Source organism: Aquibaculum arenosum, assembly GCF_029222965.1.
Lineage (GTDB): Bacteria > Pseudomonadota > Alphaproteobacteria > Kiloniellales > DSM-21159 > Aquibaculum > Aquibaculum arenosum.
In genome coordinates this window covers 34338-59885 of sequence record NZ_JARHUD010000010.1, presented here as the reverse complement: position 1 = coordinate 59885, position 25548 = coordinate 34338, and the positions used below count along the sequence as shown (strand labels likewise).

Here is a 25548-nt window from a genome sequence, read left to right as displayed (position 1 = left end):
GCCGCTGCAAGCGGCGCCAGGAGAAGGTTGAACATGCCCAAGGTCACGATCGACGGTCGCGAGATCGAGGTGCCCGCCGGCATCACCGTGCTGCAGGCCTGCGAGATGGCCGGCGCGGAGATTCCCCGCTTCTGCTATCACGAACGCCTCTCCATCGCCGGCAACTGCCGTATGTGCCTGGTGGAGATGGAGCGCGCCCCCAAGCCGATCGCCTCCTGCGCCATGCCAGTGGGTGACGGCATGGTGATCCGCACCGACACGCCGACGGTGGAAAAAGCCCGCAACGGCGTGATGGAGTTCCTGCTGATCAACCACCCGCTGGACTGTCCGATCTGCGACCAGGGCGGCGAGTGCGATCTGCAGGACCAGGCCATGGCCTATGGCTACGACCGCAGCCGCTATGAGGAGAACAAGCGCGCGGTCAGTGAGAAGTACATGGGTCCCCTGATCAAGACGATCATGACCCGCTGCATCCAGTGTACGCGTTGTGTACGTTTCGCGACCGAGATCGCTGGGGTCGAGGACATCGGCATGGTCAACCGCGGCGAGGACGCGGAGATCACCACGCTGGAACGCGCCATCGACTCTGAGCTGTCCGGCAATCTGGTGGACATCTGCCCAGTGGGGGCGCTGACCAGTGCGCCCTACGCCTTCACGGCCCGCCCCTGGGAACTGCGCAAGACGCTGTCGGTCGATGTGATGGACGCGGTGGGATCGAACATCCGCGTCGACAGTCGCGGGCGTGAGGTCATGCGTGTGCTGCCGCGCATCCACGAGGACGTGAACGAGGAGTGGATCAGCGACAAGACGCGCCATGCGCGTGACGGCCTGTCGCGTCAGCGCCTCGACCGCCCTTATCTGCGCATCGACGGTAAGCTGCGCCCCGTGTCCTGGGAGGAAGCGCTGACGGCGGTGGCCGAGCGCCTGCGCGGGCTCTCGGGCGAGCGCATGGCGGCGATTGCCGGCGACCTCTGCGACGCCGAGTCCATGCTAGCCCTCAAGGACTTCATGACCGGCCTCGGCTCCGAGAACCTGGAGTGTCGCCAGGACGGGTCCAAGGTTGGCAGCGACAGTCGGGCACGCAGCGGCTATCTCTTCAACACGACCATCGCCGGCATCGAGCAGGCGGATGCGGTTCTGCTGATCGGCACCAATCCGCGTTGGGAAGCCGCTTTGGTGAACGCACGCATCCGCAAGCGCTTCCTGCAGAACGGCCTGCCGGTCGGCGTGATCGGCCCGCAGGTGGATCTGACTTATGAGACGGTCTCGCTGGGCGACGGTCTGGACGCGCTGCAGGCTCTGGGTCGCGGCGAGGGCGATTTCGCCGAGGTGCTGCGCAAGGCCGAGCGGCCGATGCTGATTCTCGGCAGCGGTGCGGTGGCGCGGCCGGACGGCGCGGCAATCCTGTCCTTGGCGCGGGAGGTGGCCGAGAGCTTCGGCATGGCCGGCCCGCAGGCGCCGGAAGAGTGGAACGGCTTCAACGTGCTGAGCCGCGCTGCCAGCCGTGTCGGCGGTCTGGACCTCGGTTTCCTGCCGGGGCCGGAAGGCCGCGATCTCGAGGGCATCCTGTCTGGGGCGGAGCAGGGCGAGATCGACCTGGTCTGGCTGCTCGGCGCCGATGAAATCGACATGAGCCGCCTAGGGCGCGCCTTCGTGGTCTATCAGGGCCATCACGGCGACGCCGGCGCACATCGCGCCGATGTCATCCTGCCCGGTGCGGCCTACACCGAGAAGAACGGCACCTACGTCAATCTGGAAGGCCGCGTGCAGCTCGGCCGCCTGGCCACCTTCCCGCCGGGTGAGGCGCGCGAGGATTGGACGATTCTGCGCGCGCTCTCTGAGGTGGTGGGCCAGCCTCTGCCCTACGACAACCTCGGTGAATTGCGGCAGAAGCTGATCGAAGCCAATCCCTTGTTCGGCCGCCTCGACGAGGTGCAGCCGGCGGCCTGGGAGGCTTTCGGGGCAAAGGGCGAGGTGTCAGGGGCGCCTTTTGCACTGCCGATCGACAACTTCTACATGACCGACCCGATCAGCCGGGCTTCGCCGACCATGGCAAAGTGCACGGAGATCTTCGTGCTGCCCAAGCGCGCGGCGACCGGGACGGAGGGGTGAAGGGATGAAGCGAAGCACGTGGGCCACAGCCGCGGGGGAGGGGCGTCGTGACTGACTTCTGGAGCGGCTATGCCTGGCCTTTTGCGATCATCGTTGCGCAGATCATGGCGATTGTCGTGCCGCTGCTGGTGGCCGTCGCCTACCTGACCTATGCCGAACGCAAGGTCATCGCGGCCATTCAGCTGCGCAAGGGCCCCAACGTCGTGGGCCCCTTCGGCCTGTTGCAGCCCTTTGCCGACGGACTGAAGCTGCTGTTCAAGGAAACGATTCTGCCGGCCGGTGCCAACCGCATCGTGTTCCTGGCGGCCCCGATCCTGACCTTCGCCCTGGCCATGGTGGCCTGGGCCGTGATCCCGGTGGCTGAAGGCTGGGTGATCGCTGACATCAACGTTGGCATCCTCTTCCTCTTCGCTATCTCCTCGCTGGGTGTCTACGGCGTGATCATGGCCGGCTGGGCCTCGAACTCGAAGTATCCCTTCCTGGGGGCGCTGCGCTCGGCGGCGCAGATGGTGAGCTACGAGGTCTCCATGGGCTTCGTCATCATCACCGTGCTGCTCTGCGTCGGCTCGCTGCGCTTGACTGACATCGTGCTGGCGCAGCAGACCGTCTGGTTCGCGATCCCGCTGCTGCCGATGTTCGTGATCTTCTTCGTTTCGGTGCTGGCGGAAACCAATCGCGCACCCTTTGACCTGCCGGAAGGCGAATCGGAACTGGTGGCGGGCTACTTCGTCGAGTACTCGGCGATGAGTTTTGCGCTCTTCTTCCTTGGCGAATACGCCAATATGATCCTGATGAGCGCGATCACCACCATCCTCTTCCTGGGTGGTTGGCTGCCGCCGCTCGACATCGTGCCTTTCAACTGGCTGCCGGGAATCGTCTGGTTCGCCCTGAAGGTTGCCCTGGTGCTCTTCTGCTTCCTTTGGGTGCGGGCGACCTTTCCGCGCTATCGCTACGACCAGCTCATGCGGCTGGGCTGGAAGGTCTTCCTGCCCTTTACCCTCGTGTGGGTCGTGCTGACCGCCGGCGTTCTGGTGACCTTCGATTGGTTGCCCCAGTGAACCAGAGTCTGAGCCGAAGTGTGCGCCAGCGCGCGACACAGGACGAGGCAGGGACTTGCCAGGGCCTGTTGCAAGACTATGGTAGCGCCCGCGCCGCGGCGGGGCAGGCTGCCCCTTGGTCCCCGGGACAGGGTCTGCGGACCGCTGGCCCACGGATTGCTTAGGAGTTAGGACGACACCATGGCGTTCGTCGATCGCACTGTACGCAGCCTTTTCCTGACGGAGCTCCTGTCGGGCATGTGGCTGACGTTGCGCTACTTCTTCCGGCCGAAGGTGACTTTGAACTATCCCCATGAGAAGGGGGCGCTCAGCCCGCGCTTTCGCGGCGAGCACGTGCTGCGCCGCTACCCCAGCGGGGAAGAGCGCTGCATCGCTTGCAAGCTCTGCGAAGCGATCTGCCCGGCGCAGGCGATCACCATCGAGGCCGAGCCGCGTGCTGACGGCAGCCGCCGCACCACGCGCTACGACATCGACATGACCAAGTGCATCTACTGCGGCTACTGCCAGGAGTCCTGCCCGGTTGATGCCATCGTCCAGGGACCGAACTTCGAGTTCGCGGCGGAGACCCGGGCGGAGCTCTTCTACAACAAGGAGAAGCTCCTCGATAACGGGGACCGCTGGGAGTACGAGATCGCCCTGAACATTGCCAAAGACGCGCCCTATCGGTGACGGCGGCTGCCGTACCTGCCGGGGGCCAGGGAAGAGAAGAGAGTGAGGGGATGAACGGGTTTACGCCGTCGGTCATCGGAAGGGGAGCACTGCGATGGTAATCCAGGCTCTCGTCTTCTATCTCTTCGCCGCAGTGGTGGTTGCCTCGGCCGTGATGGTGATCTCGGCCCGCAACCCGGTCCACTCCGTGCTGTTCCTCATCCTCGCCTTTTTCAATGCCGCCGGGCTCTTCCTGCTGATGGGGGCCGAGTTCCTGGCGATGATCCTGGTGGTGGTCTACGTCGGTGCGGTGGCGGTGCTGTTCCTCTTTGTCGTGATGATGCTCGACGTGAATGTGGCGCAGCTCCGACAGGGCTTCCTGCAGTACCTGCCCATTGGGGCACTGGTCGGCCTCATTCTCCTCGTCGAACTGGTGATGGTGCTGGGTGCCTGGGTGCTCGCACCTGGGACGGTGGAGGGCAGTGGCATGCCCATACCCGACCCCTCCCAGGTCACGAACACCGAGGCGCTCGGCCGCGTGATCTATGATCACTACATTTACCTCTTCCAGGCTGCCGGCCTCATCCTGCTCATCGCCATGATCGGTGCCATCGTGCTCACGCTGCGTCAGCGCGAGGGCGTGCGCCGCCAGTCGATCTCCAAGCAGGTGGCGCGCCAGCGGGCCGAGGGTGTGGAACTCAAGGACGTGCCGAGCGGGGGCGGCGTGTGATGTTCGAGATCGGACTGGGGCACTACCTGACGGTGGCCGCGATCCTCTTTACCCTGGGGATCCTGGGCATCTTCCTGAACCGCAAGAATGTCATCGTAATCTTGATGTCGATCGAGCTCATGCTGCTTTCGGTCAACATCAATCTGGTGGCCTTCTCGACCCACCTGAATGATCTCGTTGGCCAGGTCTTTACCCTCTTCGTCCTGACCGTGGCGGCCGCGGAAGCGGCCATCGGCCTGGCGATCCTGGTGGTCTATTTCCGCAACCGCGGCTCCATCGCCGTCGAAGACATCAACATGATGAAGGGCTGAGGCGGTGTTGGACGTAGCCATCGTATTTCTGCCGCTGGTCGGCGCGATCCTTGCCGGTTTCTTCGGACGCAGCCTGGGCGACCGCGGGGCACAGCTTGTAACCTCGGGCGGCCTGGTGCTGGCTGCGCTCTTCTCCATCATCGTCTTCTTCGATGTGGCGCTGGGTGGCAACGCACGCACCACGGAGCTCTTCACCTGGATCGACAGCGGCGCCTTCGAGCTGTCCTGGGCGCTTCGGGTGGACACGCTGACGGCGATCATGTTCTGCGTTGTCACGATCGTCTCGGCCATCGTGCATATCTATTCGATCGGCTACATGTCGGAAGACAAGTCGATCCCGCGCTTCATGGCCTACCTGTCGCTCTTCACCTTCTTCATGCTGATGCTGGTGTCGGCGGACAACTTTGTGCAGATGTTCTTCGGCTGGGAGGGTGTGGGCCTCGCCTCCTACCTGCTGATCGGCTTCTGGTACGAAAAGCCAAGCGCCAATGCGGCGGCCATCAAGGCCTTTCTGGTGAACCGCGTGGGTGACGTCGGTTTCGCGCTCGGCATCGCCGGTGCCTTCCTGCTGTTCGGTGCGGTGCAGTTCGACGTGGTCTTCGGCCTGGTGGAAGGCCAAGCCGATGCGAGCGTTTCCATCTTCGGCATCGAGGCACACGCGCTGACCGCCATCTGCCTGCTGCTCTTCGTCGGCGCCATGGGCAAGTCGGCCCAGCTCGGCCTGCACACCTGGCTGCCGGACGCCATGGAGGGCCCGACCCCGGTGTCGGCCCTGATTCACGCTGCCACCATGGTGACGGCCGGCGTCTTCATGCTCTGCCGTCTGTCGCCGATGTTCGAGTATGCGCCGGTGGCGCTCGAGGTGGTGACCTACGTGGGCGCGGCCACGGCGCTCTTTGCCGCCACGGTCGGCCTGACCCAGACCGACATCAAGCGGGTGATCGCCTACTCCACCTGCTCGCAGCTCGGCTACATGTTCTTCGCCATCGGGGTCTCGGCCTACTCGGCGGCCATGTTCCACCTCATGACGCACGCTTTCTTCAAGGCGCTGCTCTTCCTGGGGGCCGGCTCGGTGATCCACGCGATGCACCACGAGCAGGACATGCGCAAGATGGGCGGGCTCTATAACAAGATCCCCGTGACCTATGCCTTGATGTGGATCGGCAGCCTGGCGCTGGTGGGCTTCGGCATTCCGGGTGTGACCGGGTTCGCCGGCTTCTATTCCAAGGACATCGTGATCGAGGCGGCCTATGCTGCAGAGTCCGCAGCCGGAGGCTTTGCCTTCTGGATCGGCATCGTTGCGGCGCTGCTGACTGCCTTCTACTCCTTCCGCCTGCTGTTCATGACCTTCCACGGCCGCCCCGCGGATCAGCACGCTTACGAGCATGCCCATGAGTCGCCGCGGGTGATGGTCTGGCCGCTCTATGTCCTGGCCATCGGCGCCGTGCTCGCCGGCGCGGTCTTCTACCCCTACTTCGTGGGTGACGCCCGCGAGGCCTTCTGGGGCAACTCGCTGCTGGTGCTGCACGACATCATCGAGGAGGCACACCACGTTCCCTTCTGGGTGAAGGCTGCGCCCATGGTCGTGACTGTCATCGGCATCGCCCTGGCCTGGCTGTTCTACATCATGGCGCCCTCGCTGCCGGGGCTGCTCGCTGAGCGTCTGCGGCCGCTGTACCTCTTTTCTTTCAACAAGTGGTACTTCGACGAACTCTACGATCGCATCTTCGTGCGGCCCGCCTTCCACCTTGGCCGCAGCCTGTGGAAGAGCGGCGACGGTGCGCTGATTGACGGGCTTGGGCCGGATGGCGTGGCCTCGGTGACGCGCAATCTCGCGGCACGCGCGGGCAAGCTGCAGAGCGGCTATCTCTACCACTATGCCTTTGCCATGATGATCGGCGTCGTCCTGCTGATCACCTGGTACATGTTCCGGACGATGGGGTGACGGGGGACCCGATAGAATGAGTACCTGGCCGCTACTTTCCCTCGTGACCTTTCTGCCGCTGGTCGGCGCCGCCTTCATCCTGGCGGCGCGCGGCGATGAGGCCGTAGTCGCGCGCAATGCCCGCTATGTTGCGCTCTGGACCTCGTTGATCACCTTCCTGCTGTCGCTCTTCATCTGGTTCGGCTTCGAGCGTGGCACGGCGGAGTTCCAGTTCGTCGAGCGTGCGGAATGGTTCCCCTCGCTGGGCATCGCCTATCACATGGGTGTGGACGGGATCTCCATGCCCTTCGTGCTGCTGTCCACACTGCTGACGCCGCTCTGCGTGCTGGCGAGCTGGGATGCGGTGCAGAAGCGCGTGAAGGAATACATGATCGCCTTCCTCGTCCTCGAGACGCTGATGGTGGGCATGTTCTGCGCCCTGGATTTCGTCGCCTTTTACATCTTCTTCGAAGGCGTCCTGATCCCGATGTTCCTGATCATCGGCGTGTGGGGCGGGCCGCGCCGGGTCTATGCGGCCTTCAAGTTCTTCCTCTACACCCTGGCCGGCTCGGTCCTGATGCTGATCGCCATGCTGAGCCTCTATTTCACGGCGGGCACCACCGACATCCCGACGCTGATCAACGAGGTACAGGTGCCGGCGTCAATGCAGACTTGGCTCTGGCTGGCCTTCTTCGCCTCCTTCGCCGTCAAGGTACCCATGTGGCCGGTGCACACCTGGCTGCCGGACGCCCACGTGGAAGCGCCGACGGCGGGCTCGGTCATCCTGGCCGGCGTGCTGCTGAAGATGGGGGCCTATGGTTTCCTGCGCTTTTCGATGCCGATGCTGCCGGATGCCACGGCCTACTTCACGCCGCTGGTCTTTGCGCTGTCGGTGATCGCGATCATCTACACCTCCCTGGTCGCCCTGGCCCAGAGCGACATGAAGAAGCTGATCGCCTACTCTTCCGTGGCGCACATGGGCTATGTCACCGCGGGCATCTTCACCGCGACCCAACAGGGCGTGGAGGGCGCGATCTTCCAGATGCTGAGCCACGGCTTGGTTTCGGCCGCGCTCTTCCTCTGTGTCGGCGTGGTCTACGACCGCCTGCATACCCGCGAGATTGCCCGCTACGGCGGCTTGGCCCAGAACATGCCGCGTTATGCCTTCGTCTTCATGGTGTTCATGCTGGCCTCGGTCGGCCTGCCCGGGACGACGGGCTTCGTCGGCGAGTTTCTGGTGATCATGGGTTCCTTCCAGGTCTCCACCTGGCTGGGTTTGCTGGTGGCCAGCGGCATGGTGCTGGGCGCCGCCTACATGCTGCTGCTGTATCGTCGGACGGTGTTCGGGACCATCTCCAAGGAGGATGTCCGCCGGATGCTGGACATGAACTGGCGGGAGAAGGTGGTCTTCGCGCCGCTGATCATCCTCGCTGTTCTCTTCGGGATCTACCCCATGCCGGTCCTCGATGTGATGTCGGCGTCCGTCGAGAATCTCATAACCAACTATCAGCTCGCCCTGGGTGAGCCGGGCGCGCCCGATATGCTGGCGCACCTGCTGCCCTTGCGCTGAGGAGGAGCCCCGTGAGCATCGGAGCCGATATCGTCGCCGCCCTGCCGGAACTCTTCCTGGCCGGCACCGCCATCATCCTGCTGATGCTGGGCGTCTTCATGCGCGACATCTCCACCCGTTCCATCGGGCTGCTCGCCGTGGCTGCCTTGGCCTTTGCCGGCGCGCTGATCTATCTGGGCGACGGGCGCGGGACGGTGGCCTTCAACGGTCTCTTCCTGAACGACGGCTTTGGCGACTTCATGAAGGTGCTGGTGCTGATTGGTGCGGCACTGACCATCGTCATGGCGCTGCGCGGCCTCGAACAGGAACAGATGAACCAGTTCGAGTTCCCGGTCCTGCTGGTGCTGGCCACCGTCGGCATGCTGATGATGATCTCGGCCAATGATCTCATCAGCCTCTACATGGGCCTGGAGCTGCAGTCCCTGGCGCTCTATGTCGTGGCCGCCTTCCGCCGTGACAGTCTGCGCTCCTCAGAGGCTGGCCTGAAGTACTTCGTCCTCGGCTCTCTGGCGTCCGGCATGCTGCTCTACGGCATGTCCATGGTCTACGGCTTCACCGGCTCAACCAGCTTCGATGTCCTGGCGCAGGTCTTTGCGTCGCAGGAGGACGCGCCTTCGATTGGACTGATCGTTGGCATCGTATTCATCGCTGCGGGTTTGGCCTTCAAGATCTCTGCCGTGCCCTTCCACATGTGGACCCCCGACGTCTACGAGGGTGCGCCCACGCCGGTCACCGCCTTCCTGGCGGCCGCGCCCAAGGTGGCGGCCATGGCATTGTTGGTTCGCGTGTTGATGGGCCCCTTCGGCGACCTGGTGGCGCAGTGGCAGCAAATCGTGGTCTTCATCGCCCTGGCCTCGATGCTGCTGGGCTCCTTTGCGGCCATCGTTCAGAGCAACATCAAGCGCCTGATGGCCTACAGTTCCATCGGTCACGTGGGTTTTGCTCTGGTCGGCCTGGCGGCGGGCAGCGAGGCGGGTGTGCGCGGCGTGGCCGTCTATATGGCCATCTACCTCTTCATGACCGTGGGTGTCTTCGCCGTTATCCTTGCCATGCGGGTGAACGGGCGAGCGGTGGAAGCGATGGACGACCTTAAGGGGCTGAGCAAGACCAACCCGCTGATGGCGCTGGCCATGGCCGCGCTGATGTTCTCCATGGCCGGTATCCCGCCATTGGCTGGTTTCTTCGGCAAGTTCTATGTCTTCATGGCGGCGGTCGAGGCAGGTCTGTTCGAACTGGCAGTGATCGGTGTGCTGGCCAGCGTGGTGGCAGCCTACTACTACCTGCGCATCGTTAAGGTGATGTATTTCGATGAGCCGGTGGAAGCCTTCGACAAGCCGGTGGGCAGCGAACTTGCCAGTGTGCTTGCCATCAGCACGCTCGTGATCGTCCTCTTTGTCCTGATCCCCGGCCCCATCGTGGACGGTGCTGCCACGGCGGCCGAGGCGCTCACCTCCGCTGGCCGATGAACACGCCGGTCGATCGCGCGGATCCGCGGCTGCCGCCGGTCTACCGGCTGGTCGCCCTGGACAGCGTTGGATCGACCATGGATGAGGCCCGACGCCTTGCCGAGGAGGAGGGCGCCGAGGACGGCACCTTGGTCTGGGCGCGTGAGCAGAGCGGTGGGCGCGGGCGTCTGGGCCGACAGTGGGAAAGCCCGCGCGGCAACCTCTACCTGACCCTGGTGCTGCGTCCTGACTGCCCGCCGGCCGAGGCGGCACAGCTCGGCTTCCTGGCAGCCGTAGCAGTGTCCGATGCCATTGGGGCGGTTTCGCCGCCGGTGGAAACGACCTTCAAGTGGCCCAACGACGTGCTGCTGCACGGCAACAAGGTGGCTGGCATTCTGATGGAATTGCGCTCGACGCCTGACGGCGGGCTCGATTATCTGCTCCTGGGCTGCGGGGTGAACGTCGCCCACTTCCCACGCGAACTCATGTACACGGCCACCTCGATGCACTACGAGGGCGTGCCGAAAGATGTGACGGAGGTGGAGCTTCTCGAGGCCTTCGGGCGCCACTTCCTCTCCTGGGTGAGCCGCTGGCTGGACGACGGCTTTGCGCCGGTGCGCAAGGCCTGGCTGCGCCACGCTGCTGGCATCGGCGAGCGGATCGAGGTGCGCCTGCCGCGCGAGATGCTGACCGGTGTCTGCCGGGATCTGGATGAATCAGGCCATCTGATCCTGGAACTGGAGGGTGGCGAGCGGCGCCGCATCGCCAGCGGCGAGGTATTCCTGTCGGAGCGGACCGATGCTGCTGGTCATTGATTACGGCAACACCAACGGCGTGTTCGCAATCTACGACGGTGAGCGGCTTGTCGCGCAGTGGCGCTGCGCCAGCGATGCACGGCGTACGGTCGACGAGCATGCCGTCTGGCTTACTCAGCTGATGCAGCTGATTGATCTGACGCCCCGCGACATCACCGCTGTGGCGATCTCCAATGTCGTTCCAGCGGCCGACCGGGCGCTGCGCCAGCTTTGCCGGCAGTATCTCAATTGCGATCCGGTCACCGTTCGCGACACCCTGCCCAGCGCCGGGATCGCCATCCGCCTGTCACGACCGGACCAAGTGGGCGCCGATCGCATCGCCAACGCGAAGGCGGCGCACGACGCCTATGAAGGGGCGATGATCATCGTCGATTTCGGCACCGCCACCACCTTCGACGTTACCGATCCCGATGGTGGCTACAGCGGCGGTGTGATCGCGCCGGGCATCAATCTCTCGTTGGAGGCCCTCTATCTTGCGGCGGCCCGCTTGCCGCGCATCACGGTGGAGAAGCCGGAGCAGGTGGTGGGGGACGATACCCTGTCCGCCATGCAATCCGGTGTCTTCTGGGGCTATGTCGGCCTCATCGAGGGCGTCATCGTTCGCATTGATCGCGAAAGGCAGCGCAAACACACCGTGGTGGGCACCGGTGGCCTCGCCCCCTTGTTCGAGACGGTAACCGAGGCCATTGATCATGTAGATCTTGACCTGACGCTGCGCGGCGTCCGGCTGCTCTACGAAGCCCATTGCGGCCGCAGCGCCTGACCTTCGCTCGTAACTAGAGCTTCCACCGGGCGCGATTGTCTGCGGCCTAGGCTTGCGCGCCCCAGCAGAACGAGGTGGCATGAACCCAAAACTCGCACGCATCGCCGATCCGGCCACGCCGGGCAAGAAGGACCTTTTCTTCCTGCCGCTGGGTGGCACAGGCGAAATCGGCATGAACCTCAATCTCTATGGCCATGCCGGCAAATGGCTGATGGTCGATCTTGGTGTCGCCTTCGGTGAGCATGACCTGCCGGGGATCGAGGTGGTGATGCCCGACCCTGATTTCATCGTGGAGCGGGCAGACAAGCTCGTCGGGCTGGTGCTGACCCACGGCCACGAGGATCACTTGGGAGCCGTGCCCTACCTTTGGCAGTATCTGCGCTGTCCGGTCTACGCCACGCCCTTCACTGCGGCCCTGTTGCGGCGCAAGCTGAAGGACGACCGGGTCGAGGACGCGCCGGAGATCATCGAGATTCCGCTGTCCAGCCGCTTCGAGCTGGGCCCCTTCGACATCGAGCTGGTGACCTTGACCCATTCGATCCCCGAGCCCAATGCGCTGGTGATCCGCACCTCCTGCGGCACAGTGGTGCACACCGGGGACTGGAAGCTGGACCCGGACCCACTGGTGGGCGAGGACTTCGATGCCCAGCGCCTGCGTGATGTCGCCAAAGAAGGGGTGCTGGCCATGGTCTGTGACAGCACCAACGTGCTGACGCCGGGCCGGGCCGGATCTGAACTCGATGTGCGCGAGGCTCTCGAGAAGGTGGTGGGTGAGTGCAAGAACCGGGTGGCCGTGGCTTGCTTTGCCAGCAATGTTGCGCGGCTCGAGACGGTCATGCGTGTCGCTGAGGCACATGGGCGGCAGGTCGCGCTCGTGGGCCGTTCCATGCACCGGATCGTCGCCGCGGCGCGCGAGTCCGGATACCTCCAGGATCTGCCGCCGATCCTCGATGAGCGGGACATCGGCTATTTGCCGCGCGAGGAGGTGTTGCTGCTCTGTACCGGCAGTCAGGGCGAGCCGCGGGCGGCGCTCTGGCGCATTGCCAACGACGATCATCCGGAGGTGACGCTGGAGGAGGGCGACACCGTGCTCTTCTCCTCCCGGGTGATTCCCGGCAACGAGAAGTCCATCCAGTCGCTCTACAACCTGCTTGCCCGACGGGGTATCGAGGTGGTGAGCGCCGATGACGAAACGCCGATCCATGTTTCCGGCCATCCCTGCCGCGACGAGCTCTCCGACATGTATCAGTGGGTGCGCCCGCGCATTGCGGTTCCGGTACACGGCGAGGCGCGGCACCTGCATGCCCATGGCGAACTGGCCAAAACCTGCCAGGTGCCGGAAGTGGTGTTGGCTCAGAACGGGGCCATGGTGCAGTTGGCGCCGGGCGAAGCGACGGTGGTCGACCATGTCCATTCCGGGCGTCTGGCACTCGACGGCAATGTGCTGCGGCCCGTTGATTCGCCGGTGCTGCGCCATCGCCGGCGCATGGTCTACAACGGTTCCGCGGCGGTGACGGTCGTGGTGGATGGCGACGGCGGCCTGCTGGTGGAGCCGCGCTTTGCCGCGCAAGGACTTTACGATGCAGAGGAAGAGCCGGAGGTGGAGGCCGATGCCGTGCAGGCCATCGAGCAGGCCTTGCATCGCCTCTCCCGTCATGATCGCCGCCAGGACGGCTTGCTGAGCGAGGCGGTGCGTGTGGCGGTACGTCGCGCCTTCCAGCGCGCCCTGGGCAAGAAGCCGGTGGTCGAGGTACAGCTTATCCGGCTGGATTAGAGCGAGTGAATCCGGTCTAACCAAGCGATCGAAGGACGGTGATTGGATGATTGGACGGCTGAATCACGTTGCCATTGCAGTACCGGATCTCGAGGCGGCGGCGGCAACCTATCGCGACACCTTGGGCGCGCGTGTCTCGGCGCCCCAGGCCGAGCCGGATCACGGCGTCACTGTGGTGTTCGTGGAGCTGCCCAACACCAAGATCGAGCTGCTGCACCCCCTCGGCGACAACTCACCCATTGCCGGTTTCCTTGCCAAGAGCCCGGCCGGCGGCATCCACCACATCTGCTATGAGGTGGAGGACATACTGGCCGCGCGCGACCGACTGCAGGCCCAGGGCGCGCGGGTGCTGGGTGACGGAGAGCCGAAGATCGGCGCGCACGGCAAGCCCGTTCTCTTCCTCCACCCCAAAGACTTCTGCGGCTCCCTGATCGAGCTGGAGCAGGTGTGAGGAGGCGCCCATGACGTGGCTCAACGCCCTTGTCGTCTTTATCTGCGTCTGGTGGGTGGTGCTGTTCATGGTGCTGCCCTGGGGCGTGCGGCCAGTGGAAAACCCGGAGCCGGGGCACGAGCCTGGCGCGCCGGAAAAGCCCATGCTCTGGCGCAAGGTGATCGCCACAACCCTGCTGTCTTTCGTGGTCTGGGGCGTGATCTATCTGCTGGTCGAACTGGAACTCTTCTCGTTCCGTGACATGGTCGCCGGCTGAGCGCTCGCACGCAAAAAAATGGCAGGTGCGCCAGAAGCGAACCTGCCAGCCTGCGAAGCTTCCGCCATCGCTTTGGTAGCCCCTCCAGCCTTCGTTCACCGGGCCGGAGGTGGGGCGCTCCTCCACGAGCTTGGGCCATCTCCCTGCACGCACACGTTGGCGCGCGCAGCCATAGGTTTATAGCCGAAGTCCCCGAGCGACGTCACCCGGATTCTGCGCGATTCTCGATTGGCCGGGAACGGCGCTGGATCGCGCCCGGAAAGAGCCCGGGCGCGATCCGCTGTTGCCTTTACAGGAAGGCGAACTTCACGCCGAAGAGCACGGCGATGACCAGGACGGCCAAGGGGCATTCGGACCAGCGGCCGCTGACGATCTTGATGCCGGCGTAGGTGATGAAACCGATGCCGATGCCGTCGGCGATGGAGTAGGTCACTGGCATGGCAAAGGCCGTCACCACGGCCGGCGCGTAGACCGTCGGGTCCTCCCAGTTCAGCTCCGACAGGCCGCGAGCCATGAGGCAGGCGACGAAGAGCAGCGCCGGTGCAGTGGCATAGCCCGGCACGGTCTGGGCCAGCGGAGCGAAGAAAAGGCACAGCAGGAAGAGAATGGCCACGACAACGGCGGTCAAGCCGGTGCGACCGCCCGCCTTAATTCCCGCGGCGCTTTCGATGTAGGAGGTGGTGGTCGAGGTGCCGAGCAGGGCGCCGAAGGCCGACGCCGAGGAATCGGCCAGCAGCGCCTTGCGCAGCCGCGGCAGCCGACCCTGGGCATCCAGCAGTCCGGCGCGATGCGCCACGCCCACGAGGGTGCCGGCGGTATCGAAGAGATCGACGAAGAGGAAGGTGAACACGATGGTCACCAGACCGATCTGGAACGCCCCTGCCAGGTCGAGCTGGAGGAAGGTCGGGCTGGGGTCCGGCGGGGTGTCCATGATGCCCTGGAAGGGCGAGACCCCCAGGCCCACGCCCACGGCCGTGGTGGCGAGAATGCCCAACACCACCGCTCCGGGGATCCGGCGGGAATCCAGTGCGACCATCAGGATGAAGCCGGCGATGGCCAAGATGGCCGGCCAGGCGGTCAGGTCACCCAGCGAAACCAATGTGGCCGGGTGATCAACGACGATGCCGGCATTCTTCAACGCGATGATCGCCAGGAAGAGCCCGATGCCGGCCGAGATCGCCATTTTCAGCTCTTTGGGAATGGCGTTGATGATCCATTCCCTGATCGGCAGTACCGAGATGATGATGAAGAGGATGGCCGAGAGGAAGATCGCGCCCAGCGCCACCTGCCACTCATAGCCCATGCCGAGGACGACGCCGTAGGTGAAATAGGCGTTCAGTCCCATACCCGGCGCCAGGGCGATGGGATAGTTGGCATAGAGCCCCATGATCAGCGTGCCGATGGCCGCCGCCACACAGGTGGCCACGAAGACCGCACCGAAATCCATGCCGGTATCGGACAGGATCGCCGGGTTAACGATGGTGATGTAGGCCATCGTCAGGAAGGTTGTGAGTCCGGCCAGCACCTCGGTGCGCACGTTGGTGCCGTGCTCAGCCAGCTTGAAGTAGTTCTGCAGCATGCCTGCCCCCTGATTGCGCGGCGCCCTTGACCGCAGCAGTGCCTGGCCGGCCCTGCCACTCATGGGTCAAGGAAACAGCTCTGAGATCGTCATGAGGAATGCACTGGCCACCAGCTCTTGCGAGCCGCGGCGACCGACACCCCCGATGTGCCCGGTCGTTTCCCCTCGTCTTCCGCCTTGCGACGCGGGTTCCTTCGGCGCCGTGACCAGCACCAGCTTTCGCCTTGTGGAAGCCAGTCCTGCCTTTGCCCGTGAAACGGCTCAGAAGCTAGTCTGGATACCCACATTCTGACCAGAATTTTGTTGTCGAAAGGACGCGAATACCCGGCACAACCCGCTATGCAGGCGCTTCGACGAGGTCTTTGTCGTTGCCCGAGGCGGCAGAGCGTGGAAAATCGCAGCCTAAGAGCGGACCGAGTCGCAGTCACGGCTTTGAAGACCAGCCGGTCCAAATGAACAATCGGTCGAGGTGATCCTGAAACGCGTCCTGACTGCTCCTTCCTCCGGCCCGAAAGCAGCATAGGCCGGCACAGTGGACAGTGACTTCCCAGCGGATATCCGAGCCGCCATTGGCGCCGTAAGGGCCAGCGAGCCGCTGCGCCACGGCGGCCGGCGGGTGAAGGCGGTGCTGCGTCACGAGTTGGCTGCAGCGGTCGGGGAGGGGGCACCAGATTCGGCGCCCGCGTTCGTGGTGGAGAAGCGGCTACGCGTCGGGATCTGCGGCAGCCCGGCCCGCGAGGTGATGTTTTACAATCGCGTCGCGCCTCATATCGACCTGGCACCCCTCGACATGCCGCGACTGCTCTATTCCGGTCGCTTCGGGCGCGAAGATCGCCTGATCATGGAGGGCGTTGCGGGGAAGATCCCCGGGCTGGGCCGTGTGCTGGGGCCGCTGTCCAAGGGTATCGTCGCACTTGAAGCCTCCAGCAGCCGCTGGCTGGGCGGCCTGTCGTCGGGCGAACGAGAGGTGCTCGGCCCCATGGAATACTTCGCCGCGCCGGGCCGTCTCGGAGGATTTCGCCAGGGCTTCCGCCACAATGCCTTCCACCTGGGCACGCTGCGCGGTGTTGGCTGGAGTGAGATGAAGCGACTGTTCGCCATCAGGCGGACGCTTTCGGCGCTGGAGCGTCAGGTGCAGGAGGATGCACCTTGCATCTGCCATCTGGACCTCAGCGGAAAGAACCTCCTCCAGTCTGGGAAGCGCCTGACACTGATCGACTGGGGAGAGGCCAGCATCGGCCGGCCCGGTTTCGATGTCGGCTGCATCCTGGCGCAGTTTGCGCGCAGGCATGTCGCAAGCGCCTACCAGAAGCGTCGCAGCAAGCTGCTCGAGGCTTACAATAAGCGGATGGCAGCCGTTGCGCCGGAGCTGCAGGAAGCCGCGGAGCGGGGCCGGGCCTACTATCTCGGCTGCACCCTGCTGTTCCATCTCAGGCACAATCCGCAGGAATCGTCCCGCGGCGAGCTGCTGCGCTGCATCGAGGAGGAGCTGGCACAGCTCCCGACCTGATGCGCGTTGCTCGCTCTGGCATAAGCCGTGCTCATGGGAGACACGCGCTATTCTTGTTTGCCAAGCGGGGCGCCGCCGATCTTAATTGGCTCCCATATCCCCATCGCCAGCCAAGGCCCCAGCCCGATGTCCACGACCCCAGCAAAGCCGGCACCCTCTCCCGCGGCCCTGATCACGCCGGTGCTGATTGGTGGTTCGCTTATCCTGATGCTCAGCTTCGCAGTGCGGGCTTCCTTTGGCGTGTTCCAGATCCCCATCGCCTCGGAGTTCGACTGGCCGCGTGCGGAGTTCTCGCTGGCGATTGCGATCCAGAACCTGGCCTGGGGCATCGGGCAGCCGCTCTTCGCTGCCATCGGTGAGCGCTTCGGTGACCGCCGGGCCATCATCCTGGGGGCACTGACCTATGCGGTGGGGCTCCTGCTATCGGCGATGTCGGTGACGCCCGAGGGGCACCAGGTCTGGAACGTGCTGATCGGCTTTGGTGTCGCTGGCACCGGTTTTGGCGTGATCTTGGGGATCGTCGGACGGGCGGCCTCGGACGAGCATCGCTCCATGACACTGGGCATCGCCACCGCCGCGGGGTCGGCCGGGCAGGTGATCGGTCCGCCGGCCGCCGGCTACCTGCTGGAGTTCATGGCGTGGCCCGGCGTCTTTTTGGTTTTCGCTGCCGTGGTCGTCGGCAGCCTGCTGTTGCTGCCCATGCTGCGTGCGCCGGAGAAGACGACGCGTCGCGAACTGGAGGAAAGCATGGGCACGGTGGTGGGCCGCGCCCTGCGCGATCGCAGCTACCTCCTGATCTTTCTTGGTTTTTTCTCCTGCGGCTATCAGCTCGCCTTCGTCACGGCGCACTTCCCCGCCTTCGTGACGGAGATGTGCAGCGCGATTGATCCCGGTGGAACGCTGGCGCAGATGGGGATCACCAATACCTCGCAGCTGGGCGCCTGGGCTATCGGGCTGATCGGCCTAGCGAACATCGGCGGCACGCTGCTGGCCGGAAAGCTGGGCAACTACTTCCCCAAGAAGTATCTCCTCGTTGCGATCTATACCGGTCGGACAGTGGTGGCGGCCTGGTTCATTCTCGTGCCGATGACGCCGACGACGGTGATCCTCTTCTCCCTGGTGATGGGCTCGCTCTGGCTGGCGACGGTGCCGCTGACGTCGGGCTTGGTGGCGCACATCTATGGCCTGCGCTACATGGGCACGCTCTACGGCATCGTCTTTTTCTCCCACCAGCTCGGCAGCTTCATCGGCGTCTGGCTGGGCGGCCATTTCTACGACCTCTACCACTCCTATGAGCTGGTCTGGTGGGTGGGCGTCGGTGTCGGAGCCTTCTCCGCCATCGTGCACTTGCCGGTCCAGGAACGCCCCCGCCAGCTGGCGCCCGCCTGATCCCTTTCGGAGACACACGTCCATGCAAGCAAGCGAACACGACACCCTCGCGCAGCAGGTTCTGGCGCTGCGCGGAACCGGCGATCAGGTCACGCCCTTCACCGAAAGCCAGCCGGGGCTGGACATCACCGAAGCCTATGGTGTGGGCGCGCGCCTCAGGGTGCTGCGCGAGGGAGCCGGCGACTCGGTGGTCGGCCGCAAGATCGGCTTCACCAACAGGAGCATCTGGCCGGAGTTCGGGATCAATCAGCCGATCTGGGGCTATGTCTACGCCAGCACGCTGCAGGATCTTGCTGAGGTCCAGGAGGGTTTCTCGCTGTCGGGGCTGCCGGAGCCGAAGATCGAGCCGGAGATCATCCTGGGCCTGGGCCGGGCGCCGGAGCCGGGCATGGATGAAAGCGACCTTTTTGCCTGTCTGGACTGGGTGTCGCATGGCTTCGAGATCGTGCAGTCGATCTTTCCTGGTTGGCGTTTCGCGGCGCCGGACACCATTGCCGGCGGCGGCCTGCACGGAGCGCTGCTGGTCGGGCCGAAGCGCAAGCCCGGAAGCGAGGTGGGACTCGAGGCACTGCATGCCTTCGATATCGCTATACAGCGCAACGGCGAGCCGATGGACCGGGGCAAGGCGACCAATGTGCTGGGCGGGCCGCTGACCGCCCTGCGCCATCTCGTGGAACTGCTGCCCCGAGACCCCTATAATCCGCCCCTGGCCGCCGGCGAAGTGGTCACCACCGGCACGCTCACCCGTGCCTTCGACGCTGCGCCGGGCGAGACCTGGGAGACCAGCCTCGAAGGCATCGATCTGCCGGGTGCGAGGCTGCGCTTCACGTAATATGGCTTGCGGCTGTTGCCGTGTGACGGGACGTGCGTCAGCTCCGTTCGGCGCTGGCGTCTTCCCGTTCTGTTTCCTCCAGGACAGCCCGGACCAGCGGCAGGCGCAGTTCCCGCCGTTCTGCCAATGCACGCTGGTCCAGCCGCGCCACCAGCCGGCAGGCGGCGGCGTGGGAGCGCTCCATGCGCAGCAGCAGATAGTCGATCGCGCCGGCACCGGGGCGCAGTTGCCGGTCGGCGAAAAGCTTGACCAGCAAGGCACCCATCAGGGCGTCGTCGGGTTCGCCCAGTGCAGCAACGGCGCCGCTTTCCAGCCGCGAACGAAGGTCCGGCAAGGTGATGGACCAGCGCGAGGGCGGATGGCGCGCGGTCAGGAGCAGATGCCCGCTCCGCTCGCGCATCAGGTTGTAGAGATGGAAGAGCCCGCGTTCGCCGGCTGGCTGCCCGGCCAGGCGTTCGGCATCGTCTACCACCGCGGCATGGGCCTCGCCCAAGGCCTCGGTCAGGTCTGCGGCATCGCCTGTGGCCGGATCGAGTTCCGCCGCTCCGCTGCGCGCGCGCCAGACCTGGGCCAGATGCGTCTTGCCGCTCCCCGCGGGACCAACCAGGGTAACCAGTGGCACCGGCCAGTCGGGCCAGGCGTCGATCCAGCCGGCGGCCACCGCATTGCAGGGCGCCACGAGGAAATCTTCCCGGCCCAGCGCCGGCCGAGGTTCCAGCGCGAGGGGAATCTGTTGCGTCGCGTTCATGGCGGCGGGGTTCCGGTACGATCGCCGCGGTAGAGGCGCGAGGCCAGATAGCGCTGCAGGGCGAAGCGCGCACCGACTCCGAGCACGGCCGCGATCGGCAGGGCCAGCAGCACGCCCAGGAAGCCGAAGAGGACGCCGCCGGCCAGCACAACAAAGATCACGATGACCGGATGCAGACCGATGCGGTCGCCCACCAGCTTGGGTGTGAGCACGTTGCCTTCCAGCGCCTGCCCGGCAAAGAAGATCAGCATCACGGCACCGATCCTCAGCCAATCGTCAAACTGAAGCAGCGCCAGTCCCACGGACAGCAGGAAGCCGACCACGGCGCCGAGAAAGGGAACGAAGGAGAGCATTCCCGCGGTCAGGCCGATGATCAGCCCCGATGGCAGCCCCACGAGGGTCAGTCCCACCGAATAGAAGACCGAAAGGGCGAGGCAAACGGTGAGAACCCCGCGGACGTAGCCGGAGAGTATCTCGTCAACTTCGCGGGCCAGGCGGCGTATGGTCGGCGCCTGAGGGCGGGGTAGCCAGGAATCCACCTTCGCCACCATCCGGTCCCAGTCGCGCAGCAAAAAATAGGAAACGACAGGGGTTAGGAAGATCAGCCCCAGCATGTTGATCACCGCTGCGCCCCCGGACAGCAGCCGCGTTGCGGTTTCAGCCATAAGGGAGGCGACATTGCCGACGGAGCCAGACATGGCATCCTGGGCCTGGGCGACAAGATCGCCGGCTATACGCGAGTCGAGGCGCTGGAGCAGCTGTTCTGCCGCGCCGCGCGCCTGCTCGACCAAGCTGGGCAGGCGTTGAGCCAGATCGGCCACCTGGGACACGGCGGCCGGCAGAATCAAGGCCAGCACCAGCAGGAAGGTCAGACCGAAAACGATCGTCACCACCCAGGTGGACAGGGTGCGCGACAGACCCAGTCGCTCCAAGCGGTCGCACAGCGGGTCGAGAAAGTAGGCCACGGCCATGCCGGCGACAAAGGGCAGCAGAATTCCGCTAAGCGCGTCCAGGAGCAGCAGCGACACGACAAGAAGGACAACCCAGAATGCTGCCGTCCAACGCGCGTTCATTCCCGATTCTCCGAACGCATAGCGGCGCCGCCCCAGGTGATGACATAGGCCGCACCGCTGAGCAGTGTGGTCAGACCGGTGGCCCAGATCAGCAGGCTGTCGATCACTGTCGGTAGGGCGATGCCAAGTCCGGGCTGGGCGAGGATAACGGCAACCAGGAGGATCTGCATCGCTGTATTGACCTTGCTGATCATCAAGGGGCGCGGCTTCAGGTCGTCCGTCAGTTGGTGATAGAGGACCGCCCCGCCGATAATCATGAGATCGCGTGAGACCACAAGGATCACCAGCCAGAGCGGTATATAGTCCTGCATGCCAAGGGTGACGTAGGACGCGACAAGCAGAACCTTGTCGGCCAGGGGGTCAAGGAAGGTTCCCAAACGGGTGACGCAGTGCCAGCGCTTGGCGATCAAGCCGTCAAGCGCATCCGACACACCGGCTGCCACAAAGATCCAGAAGGCGGCGGCCGTCTGGCCCAGGAGCACAAAATAGACCAGCCCCGGCACCGCCAGAAAGCGGGCCAGAGTGATCAGGTTCGGCACCCAGGGCAGCAGACCCGCCGGCTTCACTGCAGGACGTCGTCAGCCCGGCGCTGGTCGCCTTCGTCGTCTTCCGGCCGGAGGTCGTCGGGGGCGTCGACGCCGACCAATGGCGCTTCAGCTCCATTATCTCCGAAGTCGGAATAGGCGGCCTGCAGATGAAGCTCCCAGCTCGGCCAGCCGGGCTGTGCCTCGGGCAGGCGCTCAAGGCGCAGGCTCCGGGCTGCCAAGGCGCGGGACAATTCCTCCTCGCCACCCACGAATGCCAGGGAGACGATGCCCTCGCTGCGGCTGAGGTGGCGGATTTCGTGGCCAGTGACACGGCTGCTGCCCTGCAGGCGGCGGCGCACCTCCACCCAGTCTCGCAAGCTGTTGATTGGCACGCGCACGAGCAAATCATCCTGCCGGTCGAAGCTCAGGACGTTGGCGCGCTTCCACTCGCCCTGCACCCGGCCGTCGACCTCTTGCACCGCGCGATCATAGAAACGACGGGTCGGTTCGCCGTCCTGCTGGCGCAGTGATGCCATTTCCAGACCGCCGTCGCGCTGTGGCCCGATGCGCCGTAGTTCGATCGACAATCCCGCATCTCCGCTTTGCGGATTGCCGCTCAGCCGCGCGATGCTGACCAGGACCTCCTCCGCGTCGTAGGTGGCGGCAATGGCGTCCAGGGCATCGCGGTCCAGCGCTTCGGCCCGCGCGGCATCGATGGCGGCAATGTCGTTCAGATCGCCCAGCGGCACCTCTATTGGCACCAGACCGGCCTCGGTTCGGCGTGCCCAGGCGTCGCGCCAGGGGTTCGGTTCCTCCCACAGGCGCGTGCCATTGGAGTCGGCGAACAGCGGCACGACGAGAAGGCGCGGACCGCGCTGCTCGGCGTAGGGCACGTTGGCCTCGCGCAGGATGCGGCGCACTTCACCGGGCTTGAAGCGCACGCTCATCTCGGCCGAATAGCGGTCATCGCCGCTGCGCTCGTTGGATACGCCGAAATCCTCGATCAAGTTGAGGATGCGCTCGCTGCTGAGCGAGGGGGCCTGGCCCATCCTGTCCGCAGGGATCAGGCGCTCCCAGAGGCGCCGCAAGGCACGACTCTGCCCCATGGCCAGGGCCGCTTCGCGGGCCTGAGTGGCGTCGGAGGCCGTGGCCTCGACGGCGACGCCGCGGACGGTGTAGAGGTCCTGGGCCGCGGCGGGCAGGGCCAGAAACAGCGCGGAAAACAGGAGTGCCAGACGGCCGACGAAGCGCGGGAACGACATTGCACGCCCTTTCGGAATGCTTATTCTCCGCCCTGCCCGACAAGCAGGCGGGCAGGGTCGCCTATCTGATTATCGCAAGTCGAAGGGCGAGACAAACGCGAGGCAGCATGACAGAGCGCACCTATCGGGCCGCCGGCGTCGACATCGATGCGGGCAACAGTCTCGTCGAGGCGATCAAGCCGCTGGCCAAGTCCACTACCCGAAAGGGCGTCAGCGGCGGGCTGGGCGGCTTCGGTGCGGTTTTCGACCTCAAGGCAGCCGGCTTTCAGGACCCGCTGCTGATCTCCTGCACCGACGGCGTGGGCACCAAGCTGAAGGTCGCGATCGCCGCCGATCGCTACGACACGGTGGGCATCGACCTGGTGGCCATGTGCGTTAACGATCTGGTGGTCCAGGGCGCCGAGCCTCTCTTCTTCCTGGATTACTATGCCGTCGGGAAGCTGGACCCCGCGAAGGGCCGCGACATCGTAGCCGGCATCGCCGAGGGCTGTCGCCAGGCCGGCTGCGCACTGGTGGGTGGAGAGACAGCGGAGATGCCGGGGCTTTATGCCGAGGGCGATTATGATCTCGCGGGCTTCTCGGTGGGTGCAGTGGAGCGCGGAGACCTGATCGACGGCAGCGGGGCGCGCCCTGGCGACATCCTGCTGGGCCTTGGGTCCAGCGGCCTGCACTCCAACGGCTTCTCCCTGGTGCGCAAAGTCGTGGCCGATCTGGGCTTGGACTATGCGGCGCCGGCACCCTTCGATCCGAGCCAGAGCCTGGCCGAGGCACTGTTGGAGCCGACCCGCATCTATGTGAAGTCCTGCCTCGCAGCGATTCGTGCAGGCGGCGTGCGCAGCCTGGCGCACATCACAGGCGGTGGCCTGCCGGAGAATCTGCCACGGGTGCTGCCCGAGGGCCTGTCGGCCCGCATCGACGTGACGACCTGGCCGCGTGCGGCGGTCTTCGATTGGCTTGCCGAGGCGGGTGAGGTGCCGGCGGACGATCTCTATCGCACCTTCAATGCCGGGATCGGCATGGTCCTGGTGGTCGCGCCCGAGGCCGAAGCCGCAGTCAGCGAAGCGCTGCGTGGGGCAGGCGAGGAGGTCTATCTGCTCGGCCGCCTGGAAGAGCGCGCGGGACCGGCAAGCGTGCGGCTGGAAGGCCTGGCGCGGTGACGCGGCTGCGCGTCGGTGTCCTGGTATCCGGCCGCGGCAGCAACCTGCAGGCCCTGCTTGATGCGGCCGCCGACCCTGCCTTTCCGGCCGAGATCGTCCTGGTGCTCTCCAACATCGCCGGCGTCCAGGCGCTGCAGCGCGCCGCAGCAGCCGGCGTGCCGGGAGAAACCATATCGCACCGGGCCTACCCCTCGCGCGAAGCCTTTGAACGAGCGCTGACCGAAACGCTGGAAGCTGCGGGCGTGGACCTGGTGTGTCAGGCCGGTTTCATGCGCATCGTCACGCCCTGGTTCGTGGATCATTGGCGAGATCGCTTGATCAACATCCACCCCTCGCTGCTGCCGGCCTTTCCCGGCCTGGACACCCATGCTCGGGCGCTTGCCGCCGGCGTGAAGCTGCATGGCTGCAGCGTGCACTACGTGCGCACCGAGGTGGACAGCGGGCCGATCATTGGCCAGGCGGCGGTGCCGGTGCTGGCCGGCGACGATCCGGATCGTCTGGCCGCGCGGGTGCTGGAGGCTGAACATCGGCTCTATCCGCACTGCCTGCGCCTGCTGGCCGAGGGCCGCCTGACGCTTGAGGGGGAGCGGGTGCGCGTGGATGGCGGCAGGGACGATGCCCTGCTGATCAACCCGCCGCTGTAGCCTGGTTCGGCGCTGCCGCTTCCTGCGTCAAGGCGGCTTCGCAGGCGGTGCGGCGACGAAAGGGCGATCCCTCGGTTTGTCCCAAAAAGTCGGCAACGCGGGCATAGCCACGCCGGCCGAAGTCTTCCAAAAGCCCACTGCGCAACCAGGCCTCCGCCTGTGCCTCGCGCTTGCAGGCGAGGCGTTGATCGCCCTCCAGCCAGTCCCGGTGGCTCCGCAGGGCCGCTTCCAGTTCCTCCAGGCCTTCGCCCGTTTCCGCCGAGCAAGCCAGACAGGGCACCGGCCAGTGGTCTTCGCTCTCGACCAGAGACAAGGCGCCGCGCAGGTCTTCCAGCGCCCGGCGCGCCGCGGGGCCGCTATCGGCCTTGGTCACGGCCGCCACGTCAGGGATTTCCATGATCCCCGCCTTCATGAACTGCAGCGAGTCACCGCTGCCGGGCTGCACGCAAAAAAGCACGCTGTCGGCCAGACCGGCTACGTCGGTTTCCGACTGCCCGACCCCCACCGTCTCCACGATGACCTCATCGAAGAGCGCGCGCATCAGGATCGCGGCGCTCCAGGTGAGGCTGGCCAGGCCGCCCAGTCGATCCCGTGCCGCCATGGAGCGCACAAAGAGCTGCGGGTCCTCCGGATTTGCGAGGAGCCGCACACGGTCGCCCAGCAGCGCGCCGCCGGAGCGCCTGGAGGAGGGATCGACGGCGATCACAGCGACGCTTTTGTCTTGGGCACGCGCGCGCCGCAGCAGGGCGCCGGTCAGCGTGGATTTGCCGACACCGGGCGGGCCGGTCATGCCCAGGATATGGCCTTGCGGCCGGTGCCAGGCCGCATCGAGCAGGGCCAGAACGTCTGGTGCCTGCGGCCGGCGCTCGATGCGCGCGAGCGCCCGGGCGAGCCCCGCCTTGCCCTCGCTTCGCAGCCTGTCCAATTCCGTCGTGTCCATGGGTCCGGAAGGTGACAGAGCCCTGGAAAA

At 65.4% G+C, this 25548-nt stretch carries 24 protein-coding genes; 18 read left to right on the top strand and 6 right to left on the bottom strand.

Annotated features, from left to right (window positions below; genetic code table 11):
• Positions 1-33 precede the first annotated feature (33 nt).
• The 13 genes from nuoG (at position 34) to P2G67_RS14465 (ending at position 13857) form a co-directional block, all read left to right on the top strand.
• Positions 34-2112, top strand: a complete 2079-nt coding sequence (gene nuoG, locus P2G67_RS14525; protein ID WP_275823975.1) for an NADH-quinone oxidoreductase subunit NuoG — start codon at positions 34-36, stop codon at positions 2110-2112.
• Between the two features lie 47 nt (positions 2113-2159).
• Positions 2160-3170: an NADH-quinone oxidoreductase subunit NuoH gene (gene nuoH, locus P2G67_RS14520; RefSeq protein ID WP_275823974.1), complete on the top strand. Its 1011-nt coding sequence runs from the start codon at positions 2160-2162 to the stop codon at positions 3168-3170.
• A 180-nt stretch (positions 3171-3350) separates the two neighbouring features.
• Positions 3351-3839: an NADH-quinone oxidoreductase subunit NuoI gene (gene nuoI, locus P2G67_RS14515; protein ID WP_275823973.1), complete on the top strand. Its 489-nt coding sequence runs from the start codon at positions 3351-3353 to the stop codon at positions 3837-3839.
• Between the two features lie 94 nt (positions 3840-3933).
• The gene (locus P2G67_RS14510; RefSeq protein ID WP_275823972.1) at positions 3934-4548 is read left to right on the top strand and encodes an NADH-quinone oxidoreductase subunit J; all 615 of its coding nucleotides are present in this window, start codon (positions 3934-3936) and stop codon (positions 4546-4548) included.
• On the top strand, positions 4548-4859 hold the full coding sequence (gene nuoK, locus P2G67_RS14505) for an NADH-quinone oxidoreductase subunit NuoK (RefSeq protein WP_275823971.1): 312 nt from the start codon (positions 4548-4550) through the stop codon (positions 4857-4859). The genes P2G67_RS14510 and nuoK overlap by 1 nt, the downstream gene beginning before the upstream one ends.
• A gap of 7 nt (positions 4860-4866) precedes the next feature.
• Positions 4867-6804 (top strand): NADH-quinone oxidoreductase subunit L, encoded by a 1938-nt coding sequence (gene nuoL, locus P2G67_RS14500; protein WP_275823970.1) that lies wholly within the window; start codon positions 4867-4869, stop codon positions 6802-6804.
• A 16-nt stretch (positions 6805-6820) separates the two neighbouring features.
• Positions 6821-8353 (top strand): NADH-quinone oxidoreductase subunit M, encoded by a 1533-nt coding sequence (locus P2G67_RS14495; RefSeq protein ID WP_275823969.1) that lies wholly within the window; start codon positions 6821-6823, stop codon positions 8351-8353.
• Between the two features lie 11 nt (positions 8354-8364).
• Positions 8365-9819, top strand: coding sequence for an NADH-quinone oxidoreductase subunit NuoN (gene nuoN / locus P2G67_RS14490; RefSeq protein ID WP_322099720.1), 1455 nt, complete (start codon positions 8365-8367; stop codon positions 9817-9819).
• On the top strand, positions 9816-10613 hold the full coding sequence (locus P2G67_RS14485; protein ID WP_275823968.1) for a biotin--[acetyl-CoA-carboxylase] ligase: 798 nt from the start codon (positions 9816-9818) through the stop codon (positions 10611-10613). The genes nuoN and P2G67_RS14485 overlap by 4 nt, the downstream gene beginning before the upstream one ends.
• On the top strand, positions 10597-11376 hold the full coding sequence (locus P2G67_RS14480; protein ID WP_275823967.1) for a type III pantothenate kinase: 780 nt from the start codon (positions 10597-10599) through the stop codon (positions 11374-11376). The genes P2G67_RS14485 and P2G67_RS14480 overlap by 17 nt, the downstream gene beginning before the upstream one ends.
• Positions 11377-11455: 79 nt before the next feature.
• On the top strand, positions 11456-13150 hold the full coding sequence (locus P2G67_RS14475; RefSeq protein ID WP_275823966.1) for a ribonuclease J: 1695 nt from the start codon (positions 11456-11458) through the stop codon (positions 13148-13150).
• A 46-nt stretch (positions 13151-13196) separates the two neighbouring features.
• Positions 13197-13601: a methylmalonyl-CoA epimerase gene (mce, locus tag P2G67_RS14470; RefSeq protein WP_275823965.1), complete on the top strand. Its 405-nt coding sequence runs from the start codon at positions 13197-13199 to the stop codon at positions 13599-13601.
• Between the two features lie 10 nt (positions 13602-13611).
• Positions 13612-13857 (top strand): DUF1467 family protein, encoded by a 246-nt coding sequence (locus P2G67_RS14465; RefSeq protein ID WP_275823964.1) that lies wholly within the window; start codon positions 13612-13614, stop codon positions 13855-13857.
• Positions 13858-14146: 289 nt separating this feature from the next.
• On the opposite strand, the gene P2G67_RS14460 is transcribed toward P2G67_RS14465, so the two are convergent.
• Positions 14147-15436 (bottom strand): NCS2 family permease, encoded by a 1290-nt coding sequence (locus P2G67_RS14460; RefSeq protein WP_275823963.1) that lies wholly within the window; start codon positions 15434-15436, stop codon positions 14147-14149.
• Positions 15437-15968: 532 nt separating this feature from the next.
• On the opposite strand from P2G67_RS14460, the gene P2G67_RS14455 reads away from it, so the two are divergent.
• From P2G67_RS14455 to P2G67_RS14445, 3 genes are all read left to right on the top strand, one after another.
• On the top strand, positions 15969-16946 hold the full coding sequence (locus P2G67_RS14455) for a phosphotransferase (protein WP_275823962.1): 978 nt from the start codon (positions 15969-15971) through the stop codon (positions 16944-16946).
• Positions 16947-17072: 126 nt separating this feature from the next.
• On the top strand, positions 17073-18335 hold the full coding sequence (locus tag P2G67_RS14450; protein ID WP_275823961.1) for an MFS transporter: 1263 nt from the start codon (positions 17073-17075) through the stop codon (positions 18333-18335).
• Positions 18336-18357: 22 nt separating this feature from the next.
• Complete coding sequence (locus P2G67_RS14445) at positions 18358-19167, top strand: 2-keto-4-pentenoate hydratase (protein WP_275823960.1); 810 nt, start codon at positions 18358-18360, stop codon at positions 19165-19167.
• A gap of 37 nt (positions 19168-19204) precedes the next feature.
• Here P2G67_RS14445 and P2G67_RS14440 read toward each other — a convergent pair whose 3' ends face one another.
• Genes P2G67_RS14440 through P2G67_RS14425 form a run of 4 tightly spaced genes read right to left on the bottom strand, consistent with a single transcriptional unit; the run spans position 19205 to position 22777 of the window.
• The gene (locus tag P2G67_RS14440; RefSeq protein WP_275823959.1) at positions 19205-19915 is read right to left on the bottom strand and encodes an HdaA/DnaA family protein; all 711 of its coding nucleotides are present in this window, start codon (positions 19913-19915) and stop codon (positions 19205-19207) included.
• Complete coding sequence (locus P2G67_RS14435) at positions 19912-20988, bottom strand: AI-2E family transporter (protein WP_275823958.1); 1077 nt, start codon at positions 20986-20988, stop codon at positions 19912-19914. The genes P2G67_RS14440 and P2G67_RS14435 overlap by 4 nt, the downstream gene beginning before the upstream one ends.
• Complete coding sequence (locus P2G67_RS14430; protein WP_275823957.1) at positions 20985-21554, bottom strand: CDP-alcohol phosphatidyltransferase family protein; 570 nt, start codon at positions 21552-21554, stop codon at positions 20985-20987. The genes P2G67_RS14435 and P2G67_RS14430 overlap by 4 nt, the downstream gene beginning before the upstream one ends.
• Positions 21551-22777, bottom strand: coding sequence for a DUF2066 domain-containing protein (locus tag P2G67_RS14425; protein ID WP_275823956.1), 1227 nt, complete (start codon positions 22775-22777; stop codon positions 21551-21553). The genes P2G67_RS14430 and P2G67_RS14425 overlap by 4 nt, the downstream gene beginning before the upstream one ends.
• Before the next feature lie 107 nt (positions 22778-22884).
• On the opposite strand from P2G67_RS14425, the gene purM reads away from it, so the two are divergent.
• Positions 22885-23934 carry a phosphoribosylformylglycinamidine cyclo-ligase gene (purM, locus tag P2G67_RS14420; RefSeq protein ID WP_275823955.1) on the top strand — a complete coding sequence of 350 codons (1050 nt, stop codon included), beginning with the start codon at positions 22885-22887 and terminating at the stop codon, positions 23932-23934.
• Positions 23931-24578, top strand: coding sequence for a phosphoribosylglycinamide formyltransferase (purN, locus tag P2G67_RS14415; RefSeq protein WP_275823954.1), 648 nt, complete (start codon positions 23931-23933; stop codon positions 24576-24578). Before purM ends, purN begins: the two co-directional genes overlap by 4 nt.
• On the opposite strand, the gene P2G67_RS14410 is transcribed toward purN, so the two are convergent.
• Positions 24562-25503: an ArgK/MeaB family GTPase gene (locus tag P2G67_RS14410; protein WP_275823953.1), complete on the bottom strand. Its 942-nt coding sequence runs from the start codon at positions 25501-25503 to the stop codon at positions 24562-24564. The two genes, purN and P2G67_RS14410, sit on opposite strands and share 17 nt — an antisense overlap.
• Positions 25504-25548 lie beyond the last annotated feature (45 nt).